The organism is Paraburkholderia sp. BR13439 (assembly GCF_040948805.1).
Lineage (GTDB): Bacteria > Pseudomonadota > Gammaproteobacteria > Burkholderiales > Burkholderiaceae > Paraburkholderia > Paraburkholderia youngii.
Genome location: NZ_JBFPKN010000021.1, coordinates 49,628 through 65,187 on the forward strand (window position 1 = coordinate 49,628; position 15,560 = coordinate 65,187).

14 protein-coding genes are annotated in these 15,560 nt (G+C 65.0%); 2 read left to right on the top strand and 12 right to left on the bottom strand.

The annotated features are described in order from the left end of the window. The first annotated feature begins 35 nt into the window (after positions 1–35). Positions 36–776, top strand: a complete 741-nt coding sequence (locus tag AB3X96_RS32230; RefSeq protein WP_368592827.1) for an SDR family NAD(P)-dependent oxidoreductase — start codon at positions 36–38, stop codon at positions 774–776. Positions 777–814: 38 nt separating this feature from the next. Here AB3X96_RS32230 and AB3X96_RS32235 read toward each other — a convergent pair whose 3' ends face one another. Further along, positions 815–1,564, bottom strand: coding sequence for an SDR family oxidoreductase (locus tag AB3X96_RS32235; protein WP_368592828.1), 750 nt, complete (start codon positions 1,562–1,564; stop codon positions 815–817). Between the two features lie 99 nt (positions 1,565–1,663). Here AB3X96_RS32235 and AB3X96_RS32240 point away from each other — a divergent pair, with 99 nt between their 5' ends. Next, positions 1,664–2,581, top strand: coding sequence for an AraC family transcriptional regulator (locus AB3X96_RS32240; protein ID WP_368592829.1), 918 nt, complete (start codon positions 1,664–1,666; stop codon positions 2,579–2,581). A 30-nt stretch (positions 2,582–2,611) separates the two neighbouring features. Here AB3X96_RS32240 and AB3X96_RS32245 read toward each other — a convergent pair whose 3' ends face one another. The 11 genes from AB3X96_RS32245 to AB3X96_RS32295 form a co-directional block, all read right to left on the bottom strand. Then, complete coding sequence (locus AB3X96_RS32245; RefSeq protein ID WP_368592830.1) at positions 2,612–4,255, bottom strand: Na/Pi cotransporter family protein; 1,644 nt, start codon at positions 4,253–4,255, stop codon at positions 2,612–2,614. Positions 4,256–4,413: 158 nt separating this feature from the next. Continuing rightward, positions 4,414–5,214 (bottom strand): ABC transporter permease subunit, encoded by an 801-nt coding sequence (locus AB3X96_RS32250; protein ID WP_368592831.1) that lies wholly within the window; start codon positions 5,212–5,214, stop codon positions 4,414–4,416. Then, positions 5,198–6,082, bottom strand: a complete 885-nt coding sequence (locus AB3X96_RS32255) for a 2-aminoethylphosphonate ABC transporter permease subunit (protein ID WP_176111837.1) — start codon at positions 6,080–6,082, stop codon at positions 5,198–5,200. Before AB3X96_RS32255 ends, AB3X96_RS32250 begins: the two co-directional genes overlap by 17 nt. Beyond that, positions 6,075–7,250, bottom strand: a complete 1,176-nt coding sequence (locus AB3X96_RS32260) for an ABC transporter ATP-binding protein (protein WP_368592832.1) — start codon at positions 7,248–7,250, stop codon at positions 6,075–6,077. Before AB3X96_RS32260 ends, AB3X96_RS32255 begins: the two co-directional genes overlap by 8 nt. A 22-nt stretch (positions 7,251–7,272) precedes the next feature. Next, positions 7,273–8,304 carry a 2-aminoethylphosphonate ABC transporter substrate-binding protein gene (locus AB3X96_RS32265; protein WP_368592833.1) on the bottom strand — a complete coding sequence of 344 codons (1,032 nt, stop codon included), beginning with the start codon at positions 8,302–8,304 and terminating at the stop codon, positions 7,273–7,275. Positions 8,305–8,365: 61 nt separating this feature from the next. Continuing rightward, positions 8,366–9,814 carry a phosphonoacetaldehyde dehydrogenase gene (phnY, locus tag AB3X96_RS32270; RefSeq protein WP_368592834.1) on the bottom strand — a complete coding sequence of 483 codons (1,449 nt, stop codon included), beginning with the start codon at positions 9,812–9,814 and terminating at the stop codon, positions 8,366–8,368. Between the two features lie 80 nt (positions 9,815–9,894). Continuing rightward, a complete protein-coding gene (phnA, locus tag AB3X96_RS32275) occupies positions 9,895–11,166 on the bottom strand; it encodes a phosphonoacetate hydrolase (protein ID WP_368592835.1) in 1,272 nt (423 codons plus the stop codon). An 11-nt stretch (positions 11,167–11,177) separates the two neighbouring features. Continuing rightward, positions 11,178–12,335: a 2-aminoethylphosphonate--pyruvate transaminase gene (locus tag AB3X96_RS32280; protein ID WP_184227735.1), complete on the bottom strand. Its 1,158-nt coding sequence runs from the start codon at positions 12,333–12,335 to the stop codon at positions 11,178–11,180. Between the two features lie 299 nt (positions 12,336–12,634). Beyond that, positions 12,635–13,486 (bottom strand): EamA family transporter, encoded by an 852-nt coding sequence (locus AB3X96_RS32285; protein WP_368592836.1) that lies wholly within the window; start codon positions 13,484–13,486, stop codon positions 12,635–12,637. Between the two features lies 1 nt (position 13,487). Next, on the bottom strand, positions 13,488–14,309 hold the full coding sequence (locus AB3X96_RS32290; protein ID WP_368592837.1) for a DeoR/GlpR family DNA-binding transcription regulator: 822 nt from the start codon (positions 14,307–14,309) through the stop codon (positions 13,488–13,490). Continuing rightward, positions 14,299–15,408, bottom strand: coding sequence for a DeoR/GlpR family DNA-binding transcription regulator (locus tag AB3X96_RS32295; RefSeq protein ID WP_368592838.1), 1,110 nt, complete (start codon positions 15,406–15,408; stop codon positions 14,299–14,301). The genes AB3X96_RS32290 and AB3X96_RS32295 overlap by 11 nt, the downstream gene beginning before the upstream one ends. Between the last annotated feature and the right edge of the window lie 152 nt (positions 15,409–15,560).

Sequence of the window (15,560 nt, forward strand, 5' to 3'; positions counted from 1 at the left end):
ATGGGACTTCCATTCAACATCGGACGGAAGTTTCAATGAATACTCTCGCAGGCAAGATCGCCGTCATTAGCGGCGGAACGACCGGTATCGGCTTGGCGATCGCCCAGCGGTTCGTCGCCGAAGGCGCTCACGTCTTTATCTTCGGCCGTCGGCAAGGCCAGCTCGACGAGGCCGTCAAACTTATCGGACGCAACGTTACCGCGATTCAGGCCGACGGCGCGAATCTCGATGACCTCGATCGTGTTGCTGCGGTTGTCAGGGAAGAAAAGGGTGTCGTCGATATCATCGTGTCGAACGCGGGTTATACCGAGCAGGCTTCGATCGACACCATCACGCCTGAGCATTTCGACAAGGCATTCAACCTGATGGCGCGCGGCCCGGTCTTTCTGGTGAAAAAGCTGCTGCCCATGATGACGGGTGGTGGGTCGATCATTCTGGTTTCGTCGGCCATGCACGTGATGGGCATCCCAGGGCACACCGCCTACGCGGCGACGAAGGCCGCGTTGCGTTCCTATGCCCGCACGTGGGCTGCCGAATTCAAGGATCGCGGCATTCGCGTCAACATGCTGAGCCCTGGTGTCACCGACACCCCGATACTCGATTCCCAGTCGGCGACACGCGAGGATCTGGTGAGCATGTACAAGAGCATGGTCCCGATCGGCCGACTCGCCCGCGCCGAGGAGATGGCCAGCGCGGCGCTCTTTCTCGCCTCAGAACAGAGTTCCTATATGACGGGTGCCGATTTAATGAATGACGGTGGCATCGGCCAGGTGTGACGGTCGAAAAAGCCGCGGCGATGTTAGTCCGGCGTGTGCTATCTGACGCGCGCGTGGTACCACTCGACAGCGTCCTCGCCGGCGGGGATGTTGAACGGGCTCGATGAATCGGTCGCGGCGAGCCAAACCGCTTCGGCGACATCCGATGCATGCGTGACGGCCGTTTCTTTCTCCCACCTTGCGAAAACCTGCTGAGCGAGCGCGTCGTACGGCTCGGGAAATCCGTCTTTCATGCGTGCCCGTGCGTTGTCGCCGAAGCGGGTGGAAGGCGCGCGTCCCGGCAGCACGACACGCACGCGCACATTGAACTGCTCCAGTTCGAGTGCGAGCGATTCGCTGAACGCGTTGACCGCGGACTTGCTCGCGGTATAGACCGACAGCAGATGCAGCGGTCTGCACGTGACGGTCGACGTCACATTGACGATCACCCCTTCGCGGCGCTCGCGCAACTGCGGCAACACGGCCTGCGCCATCGCGATGGTGCCGAGCGTATTGGTCTCGAAGATATCGCGCACGGTGTCCATCGGCGTTCCTTCGAGCGCATTCAGAAAGCCGATACCCGCATTGTTGACGAGCACGTCGATCCGTCCGGCCGCATCGATGACCGCGCGAATGCTTTGCGGGTCCTTCACATCGAGGGCGAGAATCGAAAGACGATCGGAGCGCGGCAACACGTCTTCACGTGGCGTGCGCATCGTCGCGATCACGCGCCAGTCGCGATCCAGAAAATAACGCGCGATTTCGAGGCCAAAGCCGGACGAGCAACCGGTAATCAAGACGGTCTTCATGTCGAATCCTGTGGTTGGTGACAGTCCCGACACAATAAGTCCTGACAGCGAGGACTCGCTACAATCGAGCGTCCAGGTTTCATTCGAAATCGTCCGATCATGATCGACCCGCTCGCCGAAATCGTCACACTGCTCAAGCCGACACCCACGTTCTCGAAAGTGCTCAGCGGCGCCGGGCGCTGGCGCGCGAGCCGCACGCAAGTCGGCCAGCCGTTCTACTGCGTGGTGCTCGAAGGATCGCTGCGTCTATCCGTCAATGGTTGCGAGCCGCTGATTCTTCAGGCCGATGACTTCGTGCTCGTGCCCGAGGTGTTCAGTTTCACGATGACGAGCAGCGATCCGCCCGACGATGACGGCGTCTCCAATAGCGCGCCCGCGGCGCTGCCCGACGGCAGTTTTCGTTTCGGCGATGCATCGGTCGCGCCAGAAGCCCAATGGCTTGCGGGCCTCTGCGCGTTCGGTTCGCCGGATGCGGCCTTGCTTGTCTCGCTGTTGCCCAAGCTCGTGCACGTGCGCGGTGAACACAGACTCGCGACACTCGTCAAGCTCGTGAGGGAAGAATCGCGCGCGCAGCGGCCCGCGCGCGAGGTCGTGCTGGCGCGACTGCTCGAGGTGCTGTTCATCGAAGCGTTGCGAGCCACGGGAACCGGGGCATCGCCCGGACTCGTCCGCGGCCTCGCCGACCCCCGTCTCGCGCTCGCGATCCGTCATATGCACGAAAGCCCGCACCAGCCCTGGACGATCGCGCAACTCGCAAAAGCCGCCGCGCTTTCACGGTCCGCTTTCTTCGATCGATTCAGCCGCGCGGTCGGCGTCGCACCGATGGAGTATCTGTTGTCGTGGCGCATGGCTATCGCCAAGAATCTGCTGCGCTCGAACGAAGTCAGCATCGCGGCGGTCGCGGAACGTGTCGGCTACAGCTCGGCAAGCGCATTCAGCGTCGCGTTCACGCGTCATGTCGGACTGCCGCCGACGCAGTATGCTCGAGACGCGGCGAATGTCGTCGTCGCTCGATGAAGCTTCGTAGCGCAAGCGCCGTGTCTCGCCTCATGCGACCTGCGCATCGCCATCGTTAGCTGCCTCGCGCTCGAGCAGCGGATAAGCGAGCGCGCAGATGTGCGACTGAATCCGCACGAGATCGCGCAGCACGTCGAGATGCAATGAGCTCGACGCGATGCTGTCGGGCTTGCCCTCGCGCAGGCGGTCGAGATGAGCATCCCGCGCGGCGCGTTCAAGGCGCCGCAGCGCCTGTTTGTCCTCGAGCAGTTGCTCCGCGGTCTGCGTTCTTCCCGACACGAGCAGCGCCTGAGCCCGGTGAAAACTGTCGATCACCAACTGGTGCAGCGCGCGCAAGTCCTCGGCGCCTTCCGCGGAAAAGCTCACCTGTGCCTTGATCTTTTTCTGCGCCAGCTCCATCAGATTCTTGTCCACGATATCGCCGATATGTTCGAGGTTGATCACGGAGGTCATGATCGCCGAGGCCCAGCGCCGGTCTTCGTCGTCGAGCGACTCGCGCGTCACCTCGGTCACGTAGCTTTTGATCGCATCGTGCAGCATATCCACCGCATCGTCGCGGGCCACGATCTCGTGCACCGCGCGCCGGTCGTTTGCGATCAGCACCGGAACGCTCGCGCACAGCATCGCTTCGACGATATCGCCCATCCGGATCAATTCGCGGGTCGCGCATGCGAGCGCCTGCGAGGGCACCCGCAGCGCGGCTTCGTCGAGGTAGCGCGGCGCGTCGCCGTTCTCGGCGGCGCCCGGCGCCGGCAGCAGCCGTTCGAGAAGGCGCGCGACAGGGGCGAGCAGCCCGATGAAGACCACGGCGATCGCCACGTTCACGCCCGTGTGGAAGTCGGCGATCGCACGGGCGGGGCTGCCGTAGACCTGCTGGAGCAACGTTGCGAGTGGCGCGCACGCGGCGAGCATCAGCAGACACACGCCGCCGCGCAGCACGAGGTTGCCGGCCGGCAGGCGCCGGCGGCTGCGGTCGGCGCCTTTCGCTGCCTCGAAGTACGGGTTGAGCGCGCTGCCGATGTTCGCGCCGAGCACCATCGCGATCGCTGTGTCCATCGGCACGGTATGCAGGTTGGCGAGCGACATCACGAACAGTACGACCGGAATGCTCGAATGCGCGGCCCAAGTGAGCACGCACGCGAGCGCCGCATTCAGCACCGGCTCGCCTGTCAGCGCGCCGAGTACCGTGCGCAGGGCGGGGGCAGTCTCGGCGGGCTGCACGGTCGAGACGAGTAGCGTGAGCGCAAGCAACATCAGGCCGAGCCCGATCGACGCGCGGCCGAGATCACGATTGCGCGAGCCTTTGCCCTTCTCGAAGAGCGTCATGCCAACCAGCAGACACACCGGCGAGATCCAGCTCAGATCGAGCGAGAACGCCTGCACGATCAGCGTCGAGCCGACGTTGGCGCCCAGCATGATCGCGAGTCCGGTAACAGGCCGCATCAAACCGCGTGCCGCGAACGACGACGCGATCATGCCGGTCGCCGTGCTGCTCTGCAGCGCGCCGGTGATCGCGAGCCCGGCGCAGAACGCGTTCAGCCGGTTGCCGAGACTCTTCGCCATGAAGCGCTTGAGCGACGCGCCGAACGCGCGCATCAGGCCGGACTCGACCATATGAAGGCCCCACGTCAGCAGCGCGACGCCACCCGCGAGATGAAGCACGATCATTATCATCCGGCACCTCCGTTTATGTTTTTGTCGTGCGCATCTTTCAGGCCCGCTCAGCGCCCGCCGCGATTGCCTCCCCGAGTATGCGAGGCGCCTCCGGCATCTGCGCAGCTGTGAAGGTGAGCGTCAGCTCGCGGCTCTTTCGCTGAGGATGAGGGACACCGTCATCCACGCACCATTGCACGGTTCGAGATGCGCGAGAGCCCCATCAACACCGCGAGCGTGCCGATGCCGAGGATCATCGTGAGCGTCGCGGCGTCGAAGATCGCACCACGGTCCGACAGCGCGAAGATGCCCACCGGCAGCGTGACCCAGCCCGGCGGATAGATCATCAGCGTCGCACCGAGCTCGCCCATCGACAGCGCGAAGCTCAGGCTGAACGATGCGAGCAGGTACGGCGCGACGAGCGGCAGCGTCACGCGCGAGAGCTGGTAGAGCGGCCGGGCGCCGAGACTCTGGGCCACCTCGCCGTATTCGGGCGCGACCCGCGCAAGCCCGGCCGCCACGTTGCCGTAGGTGAACGCCGAGATCAGCAGGAAGTGCGCGATGAAGACGATCGCCGCCGTGCCGTTGAGCAACACCGGCGGCCGGCTGAACGCGACCAGCAACCCGAGCCCGATCGAAACCGACGGCACCGCGCTCGGCACGAAGAAGATCACGTCGAGCACGCGGCGCGGCAGGCCTTTGATGCGGCGCAGCGCGAGCGCGGCCCACGTGCCGCTGACGAGCGCCGTGACGCTCGCAACCACGCCGGTCAGTACGCTCACTCGCAGTTGGCTCGCCGAATCGGTATGCAGCACCCGCGCGTAGTGTTCGAGTGTCAGGTGGCTCGGCAGGATGCCGTTCCACTGTCCGCTGATGCTGGCGAGCGCGATCATCGCGACCGGCAGCCCGTAGACCGCGCAGAACAGCAACGCCGTGCCGCCCCACGTCAGCCATTTACCCCATCTAGCCCAGAGCAGCACGGCGACCTCCGCAAAGTGATACGACGGCCCGATAGCAGGCATAAAGCCCGAGCGATAGCGCGATATTGACGACGGCGATCACACACGCGGTGGTGTAGTCGAATTCCTGGATCGCTTTGTCGTAGATCAGCAGCGGCAACGTGATCACGTCTTTCGCGCCGATGAAAAGCACGATGCCGAACTCGTTGACGGTCAACAGCAGACACAGGCTGCCGCCCGCCAGCAGCGCCGGCAACGCGGCGGGCAGGATGATCTGCCGGATGATGCGCAGCGGCCGCGCGCCGAGGCTGCCCGCCATCTCGATCTGCGCACTGTCGATCTGCGAGAAGCACGCGAGCAGCGGACGCATGATGAACGGCGTATAGACCGTGATCTCCGACAGCACGACACCCCATTGCGTGTACAGGAAGTTGAGCGGCGGCAGCGGCAGATGGAACATCTCCATCAGCGACTGGTTCAGCAGTCCGGCCGAACCGTACACGAAGGTGAACGCGAGCGCGACGAGGAAGGTGGGCAGCGCGATGAACGTATCGATGAGCCGGCCCACGAAACGCGCGCCCGGAAATGGCACGAACGCGATCACGAGCGAGAACACGAAGCCGAGCACGAGGCATCCCGCCGACGCCGATACTGCGATCGCGATCGTGTGATAAAGCCCGCTCAGGAACTGGCGCGAGCGCAGCACGTGCTCGAAGTTCGCGAACGACAGCACATGCTGGTCGCCGCCCAACGCCTGGACGACGATCAACCCGAACGGGTAGAAGAACAGCGCGGCGAGCACCGCGAGCGGCGGCGCGATCCACAGGCCGCCCAGCGCCGCGGCCGGCGCCCGCGCACGGGCCGGCGGCGCGATGACGATATCAGCCATGACGTTCAGCCTCCGGTACGAGCGTGACATCCGCGGGATCGAAACGTACGCTGAGCGCCGCGCCTGGCTCCGGCGGCTCCGCGAGCGGCGCGCAGGTGAGCCGCAGCAGCTCGCCTTCGACGTCGAGCACGATGCTGTGCATTTCGCCGAGCCACTGCACGCTGACGACGGTCCCCGTCATCTGGTTCATGCGTTGCCCATCGGCGCCTGGCGTGCTGCCACCCGCAACGGACTGCAGATGATGCGGCCGCACGCACACGAAGCAGGCGGAGCCGGCCGCGAGCCCGTGATGGTTGCAGCCTTCGAGCAACTGGCCATGAAAGCGCACGCGGGCGCGCCCGTCGGCCATCGGTTCGAGCTGCTGCGTCGGCAGGACGTTCGCGCGGCCGAGGAACTCGGCGGCGAAGCGGTTCGGCGGATGACGATAGAGCCCTTGCGCGTCGCCGTAAGCGACCAGGTGGCCGTCGCGCATGATGCCGATGTGGTTCGCGAGTGTCAGCGCTTCGGTCTGGTCGTGCGTCACATATAGCACCGTGAGCGACGGCAGCGTGCGGTGCAGCTTCGCGAGTTCGTCGAGCATCGAGCGGCGGATCTGCGCGTCGAGCGCCGACAGCGGCTCGTCGAGCAGCAGCACCTTCGGACGGATCGCGAGCGCGCGGGCGATCGCCACGCGCTGCTGCTGGCCGCCCGACAGCTCGCGCGGATAGCGCTTCGCATACTTCGCCATACCGACGAGCCCGAGGCACTCGGGCACCCGTTCGCGAATCACCTCGGCATCCGCGCCACGGGCACGCAGCCCGAAGGCGACGTTGTCCTCGACGCGCATATGCGGAAACAGCGCGTAGTTCTGCACCACCATGCCGATGTTGCGTGCGTACGGCGGCAGCCGGGTCACGTCGCGATCGCCGATGGTGATACGCCCGGCGCTCGGCTGCACGAAGCCGGCGACGGCGCGCAATGCGGTCGTCTTGCCGGAGCCGGACGGGCCGATCAGCGCGACGATCTCGCCGGGCTTCACGGTCAGCGTCAGAGACTCCAGAATGGTCTGGCTGCCGTAAGCCACCGACACGCCTTCGAAACCGATACCGCTCGCTCCGTGCGCGATGACGGTCGGCGCAGCGGAGGCGCGCCGCTGCGGCCCCCGTTCCATGGTCATGGTTTTTGCCATTAGTCGCTCGTCGGTAGCTGGGTTAGTCGATGGAAATCGCCTGGTTGTAGGCGGCCACGTCGGGACGCAGCTCCTGGAGCACCTGGTTCCAATCGGGTTGCCAGATGTCGACGCCCTTCAGCAACGTATTCAACGTCTGGAAGTTGCTGTCCGACGGATGAACATCGGTGCGCACCGGGAAGCCGTACGCGACCTTGCTGACCTCCTGCTGCGCCGGCGCGCTCAACAGGAAATCGATCAGCTTTTTGCCGTTGCCGGCATGCGGCGCGTTCGCCACGAGGCCGACGTAGTAGGGCAACGCAAAGGTCGTGCGGCGGCCGTCGGGACCGGCCGGGAAGAACATCGCGACGTTCGGGTTGTCGTGCATCTGCGCGAGGTTCATCTGCATATCGCCGTTGGCCACGAAGAGCTCGCCTTTGTTGACGAGCGCCGTGAGCTTGCCGGTCGATGCCGAAGGCCCGAGGTTGTTGGTCTGCAGCTTGCGCAAATAGTCGAAGCCGGCCGGCTTGCCACCGAACGCGTGGAAGGTCTGCAGCATCAGCGCGGTGCCGTCGCCAGCCTGGCCCGGCGTCGAGTACTGGATCTTCTGCTTGAACTGCGGCGCGAGCAGGTCTGCGTAGGTCCTGGGCGGGCTCTTCAGCACCGCCGAGTTGTAGATGAAGCTCGGGTAGTTGCCGACCATCGCGTAGTACAGGCCTTTCGGGTCCTTGTCGCGCGTCTCGATCTTGTCGGCGCCCGCCGGCGAATAGGACTGCAACAGGCCGTCAGCCGCGGCTTTCTGCATGAAGGGCGGCAGCGTCACGAGCACGTCCGCCTGGGTGTTCGACTTCTCCTTGCTCAGCCGGTCCACCACGCCGCTCGAGCCGGCCTCGATGTACTGCACCTTGATGCCGGTCGCCTTCGTGAAGGCTTCGAACTGATTGCCGAACCAGCTCGGCGAACCGTCGTGCAAACCATCCGCGGCATAGATGGTCACGACGTCGGACTGTGCGTAAAGGGGGGGCGTTGCCATGGCGAGCGCGCAGGCGGCGAGAGCCATCAGACGAGTTTTCATATCCATCCTTCCTTGCGTTGAGTTCGGATGAGGTCAGCATTTCACTTGGTCGCGCGGCCGGTCACTCCCAGGGCAGCGACCAGGTCCGCACATTCGAATAGCTCTTCATTGCCTCGACCATGCCCTCCTTGTAACCATTGCCTGAATCCTTGATGCCGCCGAACGGCGACATCTCCGTGCGATAGCCGGGCACTTCCCAGACGTTCACGGTGCCGACTTCCAGCTCCCTGACGAAGTGCGTGATGTAGTCGAGCCGGTTCGTGCAGACGCCCGACGAAAGGCCATATGCGGTCGAGTTCGAAACCCGGATCACTTCATCGAGCGCATCGGGCACGCGGATGATCGGAATCACCGGGCCGAAGGTCTCTTCGCGCACGAGTTCGCAGTCGTACGGCACGTGATCGACGACGGTCGGATGGAACAGCGCGCCCTCGCGCGGCGCGCCGTAAAGCACCCGGGCACCGTGGGCCTGCGCATCGGCCACGCGTCGCTCGAACAGTTGCGCGGACGCCTCGTTGATGACGGTGCCCACGTCGACGGACGGGTCCATCGGATCGCCGCACTTGAGCTTTTTCGCATGCACGAGCACGCGCTCGACGAACGCGTCGGCCACGCTTTGCACCACGAGAATCCGCTTGACCGCCGTGCAGCGCTGCCCCGAATTTTTCGTCGCACCGGTTACCGCGAGCTGCGCGGCCTTGTCGAGATCGGCGTCCTCCATCACGATCAGCGGATCGTTGCCGCCGAGTTCCAGCACCGTGCGGCGATAGCCGGCGTGCTGCGCGATATATTTGCCGACCCGCACGGAGCCTGTGAACGTGACGAGATCACAGTGCGGATCGGTGATCATCGCATCGCCCATCGTGCGCGGATTGCCGGTGACGACACTCAGCATCTCGGGCGGCAGGCCCGCTTCATAGAGCACGTCGGCAAGCGCGAGCGCGGTGAGCGGCGTGAGCTCGGTGGGCTTCAGCACCACGCGGTTGTTGGTCGCGATCGCGGGCGCCAGCTTGTGGCTCACCATGTTCAGCGGATGATTGAACGGCGTGATCGCCGAAATCACGCCGAGCAGCGGCAGCCGCGTGGTGAAAATCTTGCGGTTCTTGCCGTTCGGGCTGATATCGCAGGAATAGACCTCGCCGTCGTCCTTGATCGTGAGCTGCGCCGCGAACGACCACACGTCGTAGGCGCGGCTCGCCTCGTAAAGCCCATCCTTCCAGCACAGCCCCGACTCCGCGGTGATCAGGCGCGCGAAGTCTTCCTTGCGTTCGCTCAGGATCTCGGCCGTGCGCTGCAGGATGCGCTGACGCTCGAAGCGCGTGAGCCGCGGCTTGAATGCGTGCGCTTTTGCGAACGCCTGTTGCACGTGTTCGGGACGACCCGCGGGCACGGTACCGACGACCTCGTTCGTGTACGGGTTGAAGACTTCGAGCAGCTCGTCGGTGCTCGTGTGTTGGCCGGCGATGCGCATCGATTCCTGCCTGAAGGCGGGTTTGGTCATGACGTTCATCGAATACCTCGTTCAATGATCCGGTGGAGCCCGCAGGCCGCCGCGAGATGCGGGACGCGCGGGTTGTTGTGATCGACGCGTTATGCCGCGGCGGACTGCGATACGTGGTTCAGCGCGACATCGAAGATGTCGAAGTTGCGCAGCGCGCGGTCCGCCGGCCAGTCGGTCTTGCGGTTGACGATCAGCGGCACGTTCTCTTCCGTTAGCCCGCCATGCGAACGCAACGGCTCGGTCAGTCCCGACAGGTCGTGACGCGCGGCGCTGGTGCCGAATACCTTGGCACGTGTGCCGACCACGACGACGTCGCCGATACGGTCGGGCGGCAGCTCGAAGCGTTCGCAGGCCTCGGCGCTCGTCAGCGCGAGCTGGATGCCTTCGGTCTCGCGCAGCCGTTCGAGCAGCGCCGCTGCTTCAGCCGCTGCGAGCCCCTCGGGCAGATAGATGGTGGCGAAAGAGCCAAGCGCCCCGTGATGCGCGACGTACGGATCGGTGATGGGCAGGATCACGCGCGAGCGGCCTGCGCCGGTCCATTCGTCGAACAGGTCTTGCAGGTACAGCACGTCGGGCGCGCCATCCGCGCGATGCTTGCCGTTCATGCCGTGATCGGCGGTGATTGCCAGCACGCAGCCTGCCGCATCGAGCGCGCCGACGTAGCGGTCGAACATCGCGTAGAACTCGTTGGCCTTGGGCGATCCCGGCGCCGCCTTGTGCTGCACGTAGTCCGTCGTCGACAGGTACATCAGGTCAGGTCGAAACGTGTCGAGCAGTTTGACGCCTGCCGCGAACACGAACTCGGACAGGTCGGCCGAATACACATCCGGCAGCGGCTTGCCGACGTAGGCGAGCACGTCGCCGAGGCCGTTCTGGGCGCGGGTGGCCTCGTTGGCCTTTTCAGCCGAAAAGGCGATTGCGCGGCCGCTCGTGAAGTCGAGCCCTTTGCCGAGCAGCGTGCGCAGCTTGTCCTTCGCGGTGACGACGGCGACCTTCGCGCCGGCGTCGTGGAACGTGGCGAAGATCGTCGGCGCGCGCAGGAAGCGGGCGTCGTTCATCATCACTTCTTCGCCGCTCGCGCGGTCGTAGAAGTAGTTGCCCGCGATGCCGTGCACTTTCGGCGGACGGCCCGTCACGATCGACAGATTGTTCGGATTCGTGAAGCTCGGAATCACGCATTGGGCGATGCGGCTCGTGCCCGTGCGCAGCAGCTTCGCGAGATGCGGCGCGTGCCCGGCCTTCGCTGCTTGCTCGATATAGGCGGGCTCCGAACCGTCGAGGCAGATCACCACGACCGGCTCCGCCGGAAAGCGATAGTCGCGCCCATTGATGCTCAGCACGGTGTCTTGCAGCGTACTCATGATGTCCCCCTTCAGGCCGTTTTTGCGACTGGCGCGTTCATGCCCATTTCATCGAGCACCTCACTGATCGCACCGAGCGCCGCGCGCATCTCGCGCTCGCCGAGCCGGCCGATGCAGCCGATGCGAAACGAGTCCGCGACGGTCAGCTTGCCCGGATAGATCACATAGCCGCGCGCCTTCAGGCTGTCGTAGAAGCGCTGGAATTCGAAGCGCGGGTCCTCGGGCATATGGAAAGTCACGATGATCGGAGCCTGCAGCGCTTCAGCCAGCAGCGGCTTGAAGCCGAGCGCGCGCATGCCTTCGACGAGAATCCGGCAGTTGTTGCGATAACGCGCGCCGCGCCCCGCGACGCCCCCTTCGGCATCGAATTCCTCCAGCGCTTGATGGAACGCGACGATCACGTGCGTGGGCGGCGTGAAGCGGTACTGGCTGGTCTTTTCGAGGTTGGTCCACTGCTCGTGCAGATCGAGCACGAGCGTGGTCGCGTTGCCCTGCGTGCGGGAGAGCGCTTCACGTCGGCAGATCACGAAGCCGAGACCGGGCACGCCCTCGATGCACTTGTTCGACGACGCGGCGACCGCATCGATATGCATCGTCTGCACGTCGAGCGGCAACGCACCGAACGCGCTCATCGAATCGACCAGATAGCCCTTGCCGTAGCGGGCCGCGAGCGCGCCGATCTGCGCGATCGGATTGAGAATGCCCGCGGTGGTCTCGCAGTGGACCGCGAACACATGCGTGATCGACGGCGAGGCGGCCAGCACCTTGTCGATCTCGGCGAGATCGGGCGGCGTGTCCTCGGCCGTTTCGTGCACGACGGCTTTGCGGCCGGCGATTTCGAGGATGCGCTTCGCGCGCTTGCCATACGCGCCGTTGATCAGCACAAGCACCTCGCCGCCGGGCGGCACGAAAGTGGTGAGCATCGCCTCGACGGCGAAGGTGCCCGAGCCCTGCATCGGCACCGTCACCCAATCGCGCGCGCCATTGGCGATCGCGGCAAGGCGCGCGAGCACCGAGCGGTTGATCTCGATGAAGTTGGCGTCGCGCGAGCCCCAGTCGTGAACCATCGCGGCCTTGACGGTGCGTGACGTGGTCAGTGGTCCGGGGGTCAGCAACAGCGGATCGCCGGTTTCGGAACAAGCCGGCGATGCATACGTGGAACCGGTCATCGATGTCTCCTTGTGGGTCGATTTGGGTACTGCGCAGGTGCGTGAGACCCACTCTAGGGGCTGCAACAAAAACAGTCAAGATGCCAAAAAATGCCACATTCGGGTCGACACGCGAAACGCCACCTGGAAGTTGGCGAAGTCCGTGTTGGATATGGGGAAGCGGCCTCCACTCGGGACAAACCCGCATGGGGAGGCCGGAAGGGGGTGACCGGGGTTGGTCGAGTGCATCGCGCGGCCGGTTGCGGCACCGGTCAGAAGGCCAGTGGCCTGCCGTCAGCGCCGAAACCCACGCCCCGGAATCAGAACAGCCGCATCAGCGCAAGGCCGGCCAACGTCAACGTAGCGGCCGCGGTACGCACGCGGCTGAACGGCTCCTTGAGCACATACACGGCGATGATGCCGGCGAACACCACGCTCGTCTCGCGCACTGCCGCCACGAGGGCGATCGGAGCGACGGTCATCGCCCAGATCACGATCCAGTACGCCGCGAGCGACATCGCGCCGCCCGCGAACCCCGGCAGCAGGAAACGCCGCAGAGGCGCCATGCCGGCCGGCCCGTAGCGATACAGGCAAAGCGTCAGCATCGGCAACGCATCGAACACGAACAGCGTCGCCGCATAGGCGTTGGGATTGCCGGCGACGCGTGCGCCCACGCCGTCGACGACCGTGTAGCCCGCGATCGTCACCGCCGTGAGCAGCGCGAAGCCGAGCGCGACACGGTTTTCCGATGCGGAGTGATGGCGGCCGCGCAGCGACAGCAGCAACACGCCGCTGCCGAGCAGCACGACTCCCGCGACGCCGCCCGCGCTCATCGTCTCGTGCAAGACCGTGACGGAGACGAGCGCGGTGATCAGCGGCGCGGAGCCGCGCGCGATCGGATAGATCTGGCTCATGTCGGCACGACGGTATGCCTCGCTCAGACACACGTAGTAGCCGAAATGAAGCGCCACCGATCCCGCCACCCAAGGCCACGCAGCAGGCCGAGCGAATCCGGTGAACGCGAGCGACGGCAGCGCGATCAGGCCGCAGGCGATGCACAGCAGGGTCATCGCCAGAAAAGGATCGAGGCGCACCTTGATCACCGCGTTCCAGCCCGCATGCAAAAGCGCGGCCGACAGCACGGCGAAAAACACGGGAAGCGTCATCGTCATGCTAGCTGTGGCGATTGGCGATGATGACTTCCCAGCGCTGTTCGGCGCAGGCGCGGACGATGCCCGCGGGCGGCTCCGCGTCGACGATCAGTCCGGCGATATGCGGCACAGGCGCGATCAGCACGGGCGTCTGCTGTTCAAACTTGCTGTGGTCCGCGAGCACGTAAACCTTCTTGCCCGACTTCATCATCAGATGACGTTGCTCGGCGGCGAGCCGCGAGTAGTCGGTGAATTCGCCTTCGGGCGAGATGCCGCCCACGCCGACAAACACGAGATCGGCGCGGAAATGGCTGAGCGCGGTCATCGTCTCGACGCCGATAGCGGCTTCGTCGTTCGGGTCGATGTCGCCGCCGAGCACGACGACCTTCACCCCGGGCGCGCGGCACAGCATCAGTGCGATCGGCAGGCTGTTGGTGATCACGGTCAGGTCGCGATGATGCTGCAGCGCCTCGGCGAGGCCCAGCGTAGTCGAGCCCGAGTCGATCAGCACGACCATGCCATCCGCGACGAGTCGTGCGGCCGCGGCACCAATGGCCGCCTTGCCCAGCGCGTTGACCGCCTCGCGGCTTGCCAGCGACGGTTCGGCGACGGGCCGCTTCGCCGCGCCGCCGTGCACGAGATTCGCGCGGCCCTGTTCCGCGAGAGTCTTCAGGTCGCGGCGGATCGTTTCGCGCGACACGCCGAGCGTCGCCGACAGGTTCGCGACGCTGACCGAGCCGCTCGCCTCGAGGCTTTGCACGATGTAGTCGATGCGCTCGATCGCGAGTCGGCGGTTCGGGTTCAATGAAGCGGGCACGGGCCCCGCTGAGCGGTTATCGAGCATGGTGTGGCTCTCCGTGCGTATCGTCGGCGGTGGCGTCGCTGGTTGCCTGGCAAGTTGCGTCGGGCAGACCGCGCAGGGGCGACCGATGCGCTGCCTCGCCCGGTCCTTCCGTCTCTTCTGCAAGGGCAGCGGTCATCGGCGCGGCCGTGCTGCCCGGATAGCGCACCTCTACGCGTGCCGCGGCGAAGATCCGGGCATAGTGCGCGTCGAGCGGCGCATCGGTGACCAGCACGTCGATCTCGTCGGCGTTCATCGCGCGCACCAGCGCACTGTGCTCGAACTTGGCGTGCACGGCGACGACCACTCGCTGCCGTGCTTGCCCGAACGCGGCACGCGTGAACTCGACATCCCACGGCTGTGCGTCCATGAAGCGTCCCGCGCGATCGACGGCCGTCACCGAGACGATTGCGTACTTGACGTGAAACTGCCGGATGTAGGCGAGCACCGGCTCGCCGAGCGCGGCGGCGTCGTCCGCGCAGAGCTCGCCGCCCGCCATGAACACGCGATTGCCGTTGTGCTGCGCGAGCAGGCTGGCGATGGCGGCGGAGTTGGTGATCACCGTGAGCCGGGAGCGCCTGCGCAGCGCCTGGGCGATGTGCGTGCAGGTGGTACCGCTGTCGAGAATCAGCGAGTCGCCGTCTTGCACGAGGTCACAAATCTGCTGCGCGACGATTTCTTTTTCCGCCCGGTGCTCGTGCATACGCCGCCGGAACGGCGACTCTTCCAGATGGCTTGGCAGCATCACACCGCCGTGCACCTTGATGAGCAGACCCTCCTCGATGAGCGGCTTGACGGTGCGGCGGATCGTTTCGTCCGATACGGCGAGCGCCTCGGCGAGCTGGGCGATCGAGGTGGTGCCCTGCGACTGGGCGATCCGCAAAATCTCGGCACGGCGTAGCAACGGATACATAAGCGGCCAGGGTGCAAAAACAGAAAGGGGCGCGATGCGTAACGGCGTGTCGGGTTTCGACCGCCACGATGCCACAAAATAACACATATTCCCTCGCCGATCGGGATTTTGTTGCGGTTGGATTATCCGCGGCCGCGACTCGAAAAAGACAAGGGGGCAGGTGTCTCGCGGATTCCTGGCATAGGTCAAAGACCCATTAGTCATGGCATTGAGGGCGAATCTTCGTCGTGTTCAGCTCTCCGTTGCCTCCCGGCGATTTCCGGTTTTTGTTGTTTTTTGCGTTTTTTTGTTGCAGTCTATGGCCACAGCGTTTTCCACACATTGCCACACACTTCCAAAAG

What these genes read in the sequence shown, in the direction of transcription:
- AB3X96_RS32230 (WP_368592827.1), top strand. Translation starts at nt 36, where the DNA reads ATGAATACTCTCGCAGGCAAGATCGCCGTCATTAGCGGCGGAACGACC.
- AB3X96_RS32235 (WP_368592828.1), bottom strand. Translation starts at nt 1,564, where the DNA reads ATGAAGACCGTCTTGATTACCGGTTGCTCGTCCGGCTTTGGCCTCGAA.
- AB3X96_RS32240 (WP_368592829.1), top strand. Translation starts at nt 1,664, where the DNA reads ATGATCGACCCGCTCGCCGAAATCGTCACACTGCTCAAGCCGACACCC.
- AB3X96_RS32245 (WP_368592830.1), bottom strand. Translation starts at nt 4,255, where the DNA reads ATGATAATGATCGTGCTTCATCTCGCGGGTGGCGTCGCGCTGCTGACG.
- AB3X96_RS32255 (WP_176111837.1), bottom strand. Translation starts at nt 6,082, where the DNA reads ATGGCTGATATCGTCATCGCGCCGCCGGCCCGTGCGCGGGCGCCGGCC.
- AB3X96_RS32260 (WP_368592832.1), bottom strand. Translation starts at nt 7,250, where the DNA reads ATGGCAAAAACCATGACCATGGAACGGGGGCCGCAGCGGCGCGCCTCC.
- AB3X96_RS32265 (WP_368592833.1), bottom strand. Translation starts at nt 8,304, where the DNA reads ATGAAAACTCGTCTGATGGCTCTCGCCGCCTGCGCGCTCGCCATGGCA.
- phnY (WP_368592834.1), bottom strand. Translation starts at nt 9,814, where the DNA reads ATGAACGTCATGACCAAACCCGCCTTCAGGCAGGAATCGATGCGCATC.
- phnA (WP_368592835.1), bottom strand. Translation starts at nt 11,166, where the DNA reads ATGAGTACGCTGCAAGACACCGTGCTGAGCATCAATGGGCGCGACTAT.
- AB3X96_RS32280 (WP_184227735.1), bottom strand. Translation starts at nt 12,335, where the DNA reads ATGACCGGTTCCACGTATGCATCGCCGGCTTGTTCCGAAACCGGCGAT.
- AB3X96_RS32285 (WP_368592836.1), bottom strand. Translation starts at nt 13,486, where the DNA reads ATGACGATGACGCTTCCCGTGTTTTTCGCCGTGCTGTCGGCCGCGCTT.
- AB3X96_RS32290 (WP_368592837.1), bottom strand. Translation starts at nt 14,309, where the DNA reads ATGCTCGATAACCGCTCAGCGGGGCCCGTGCCCGCTTCATTGAACCCG.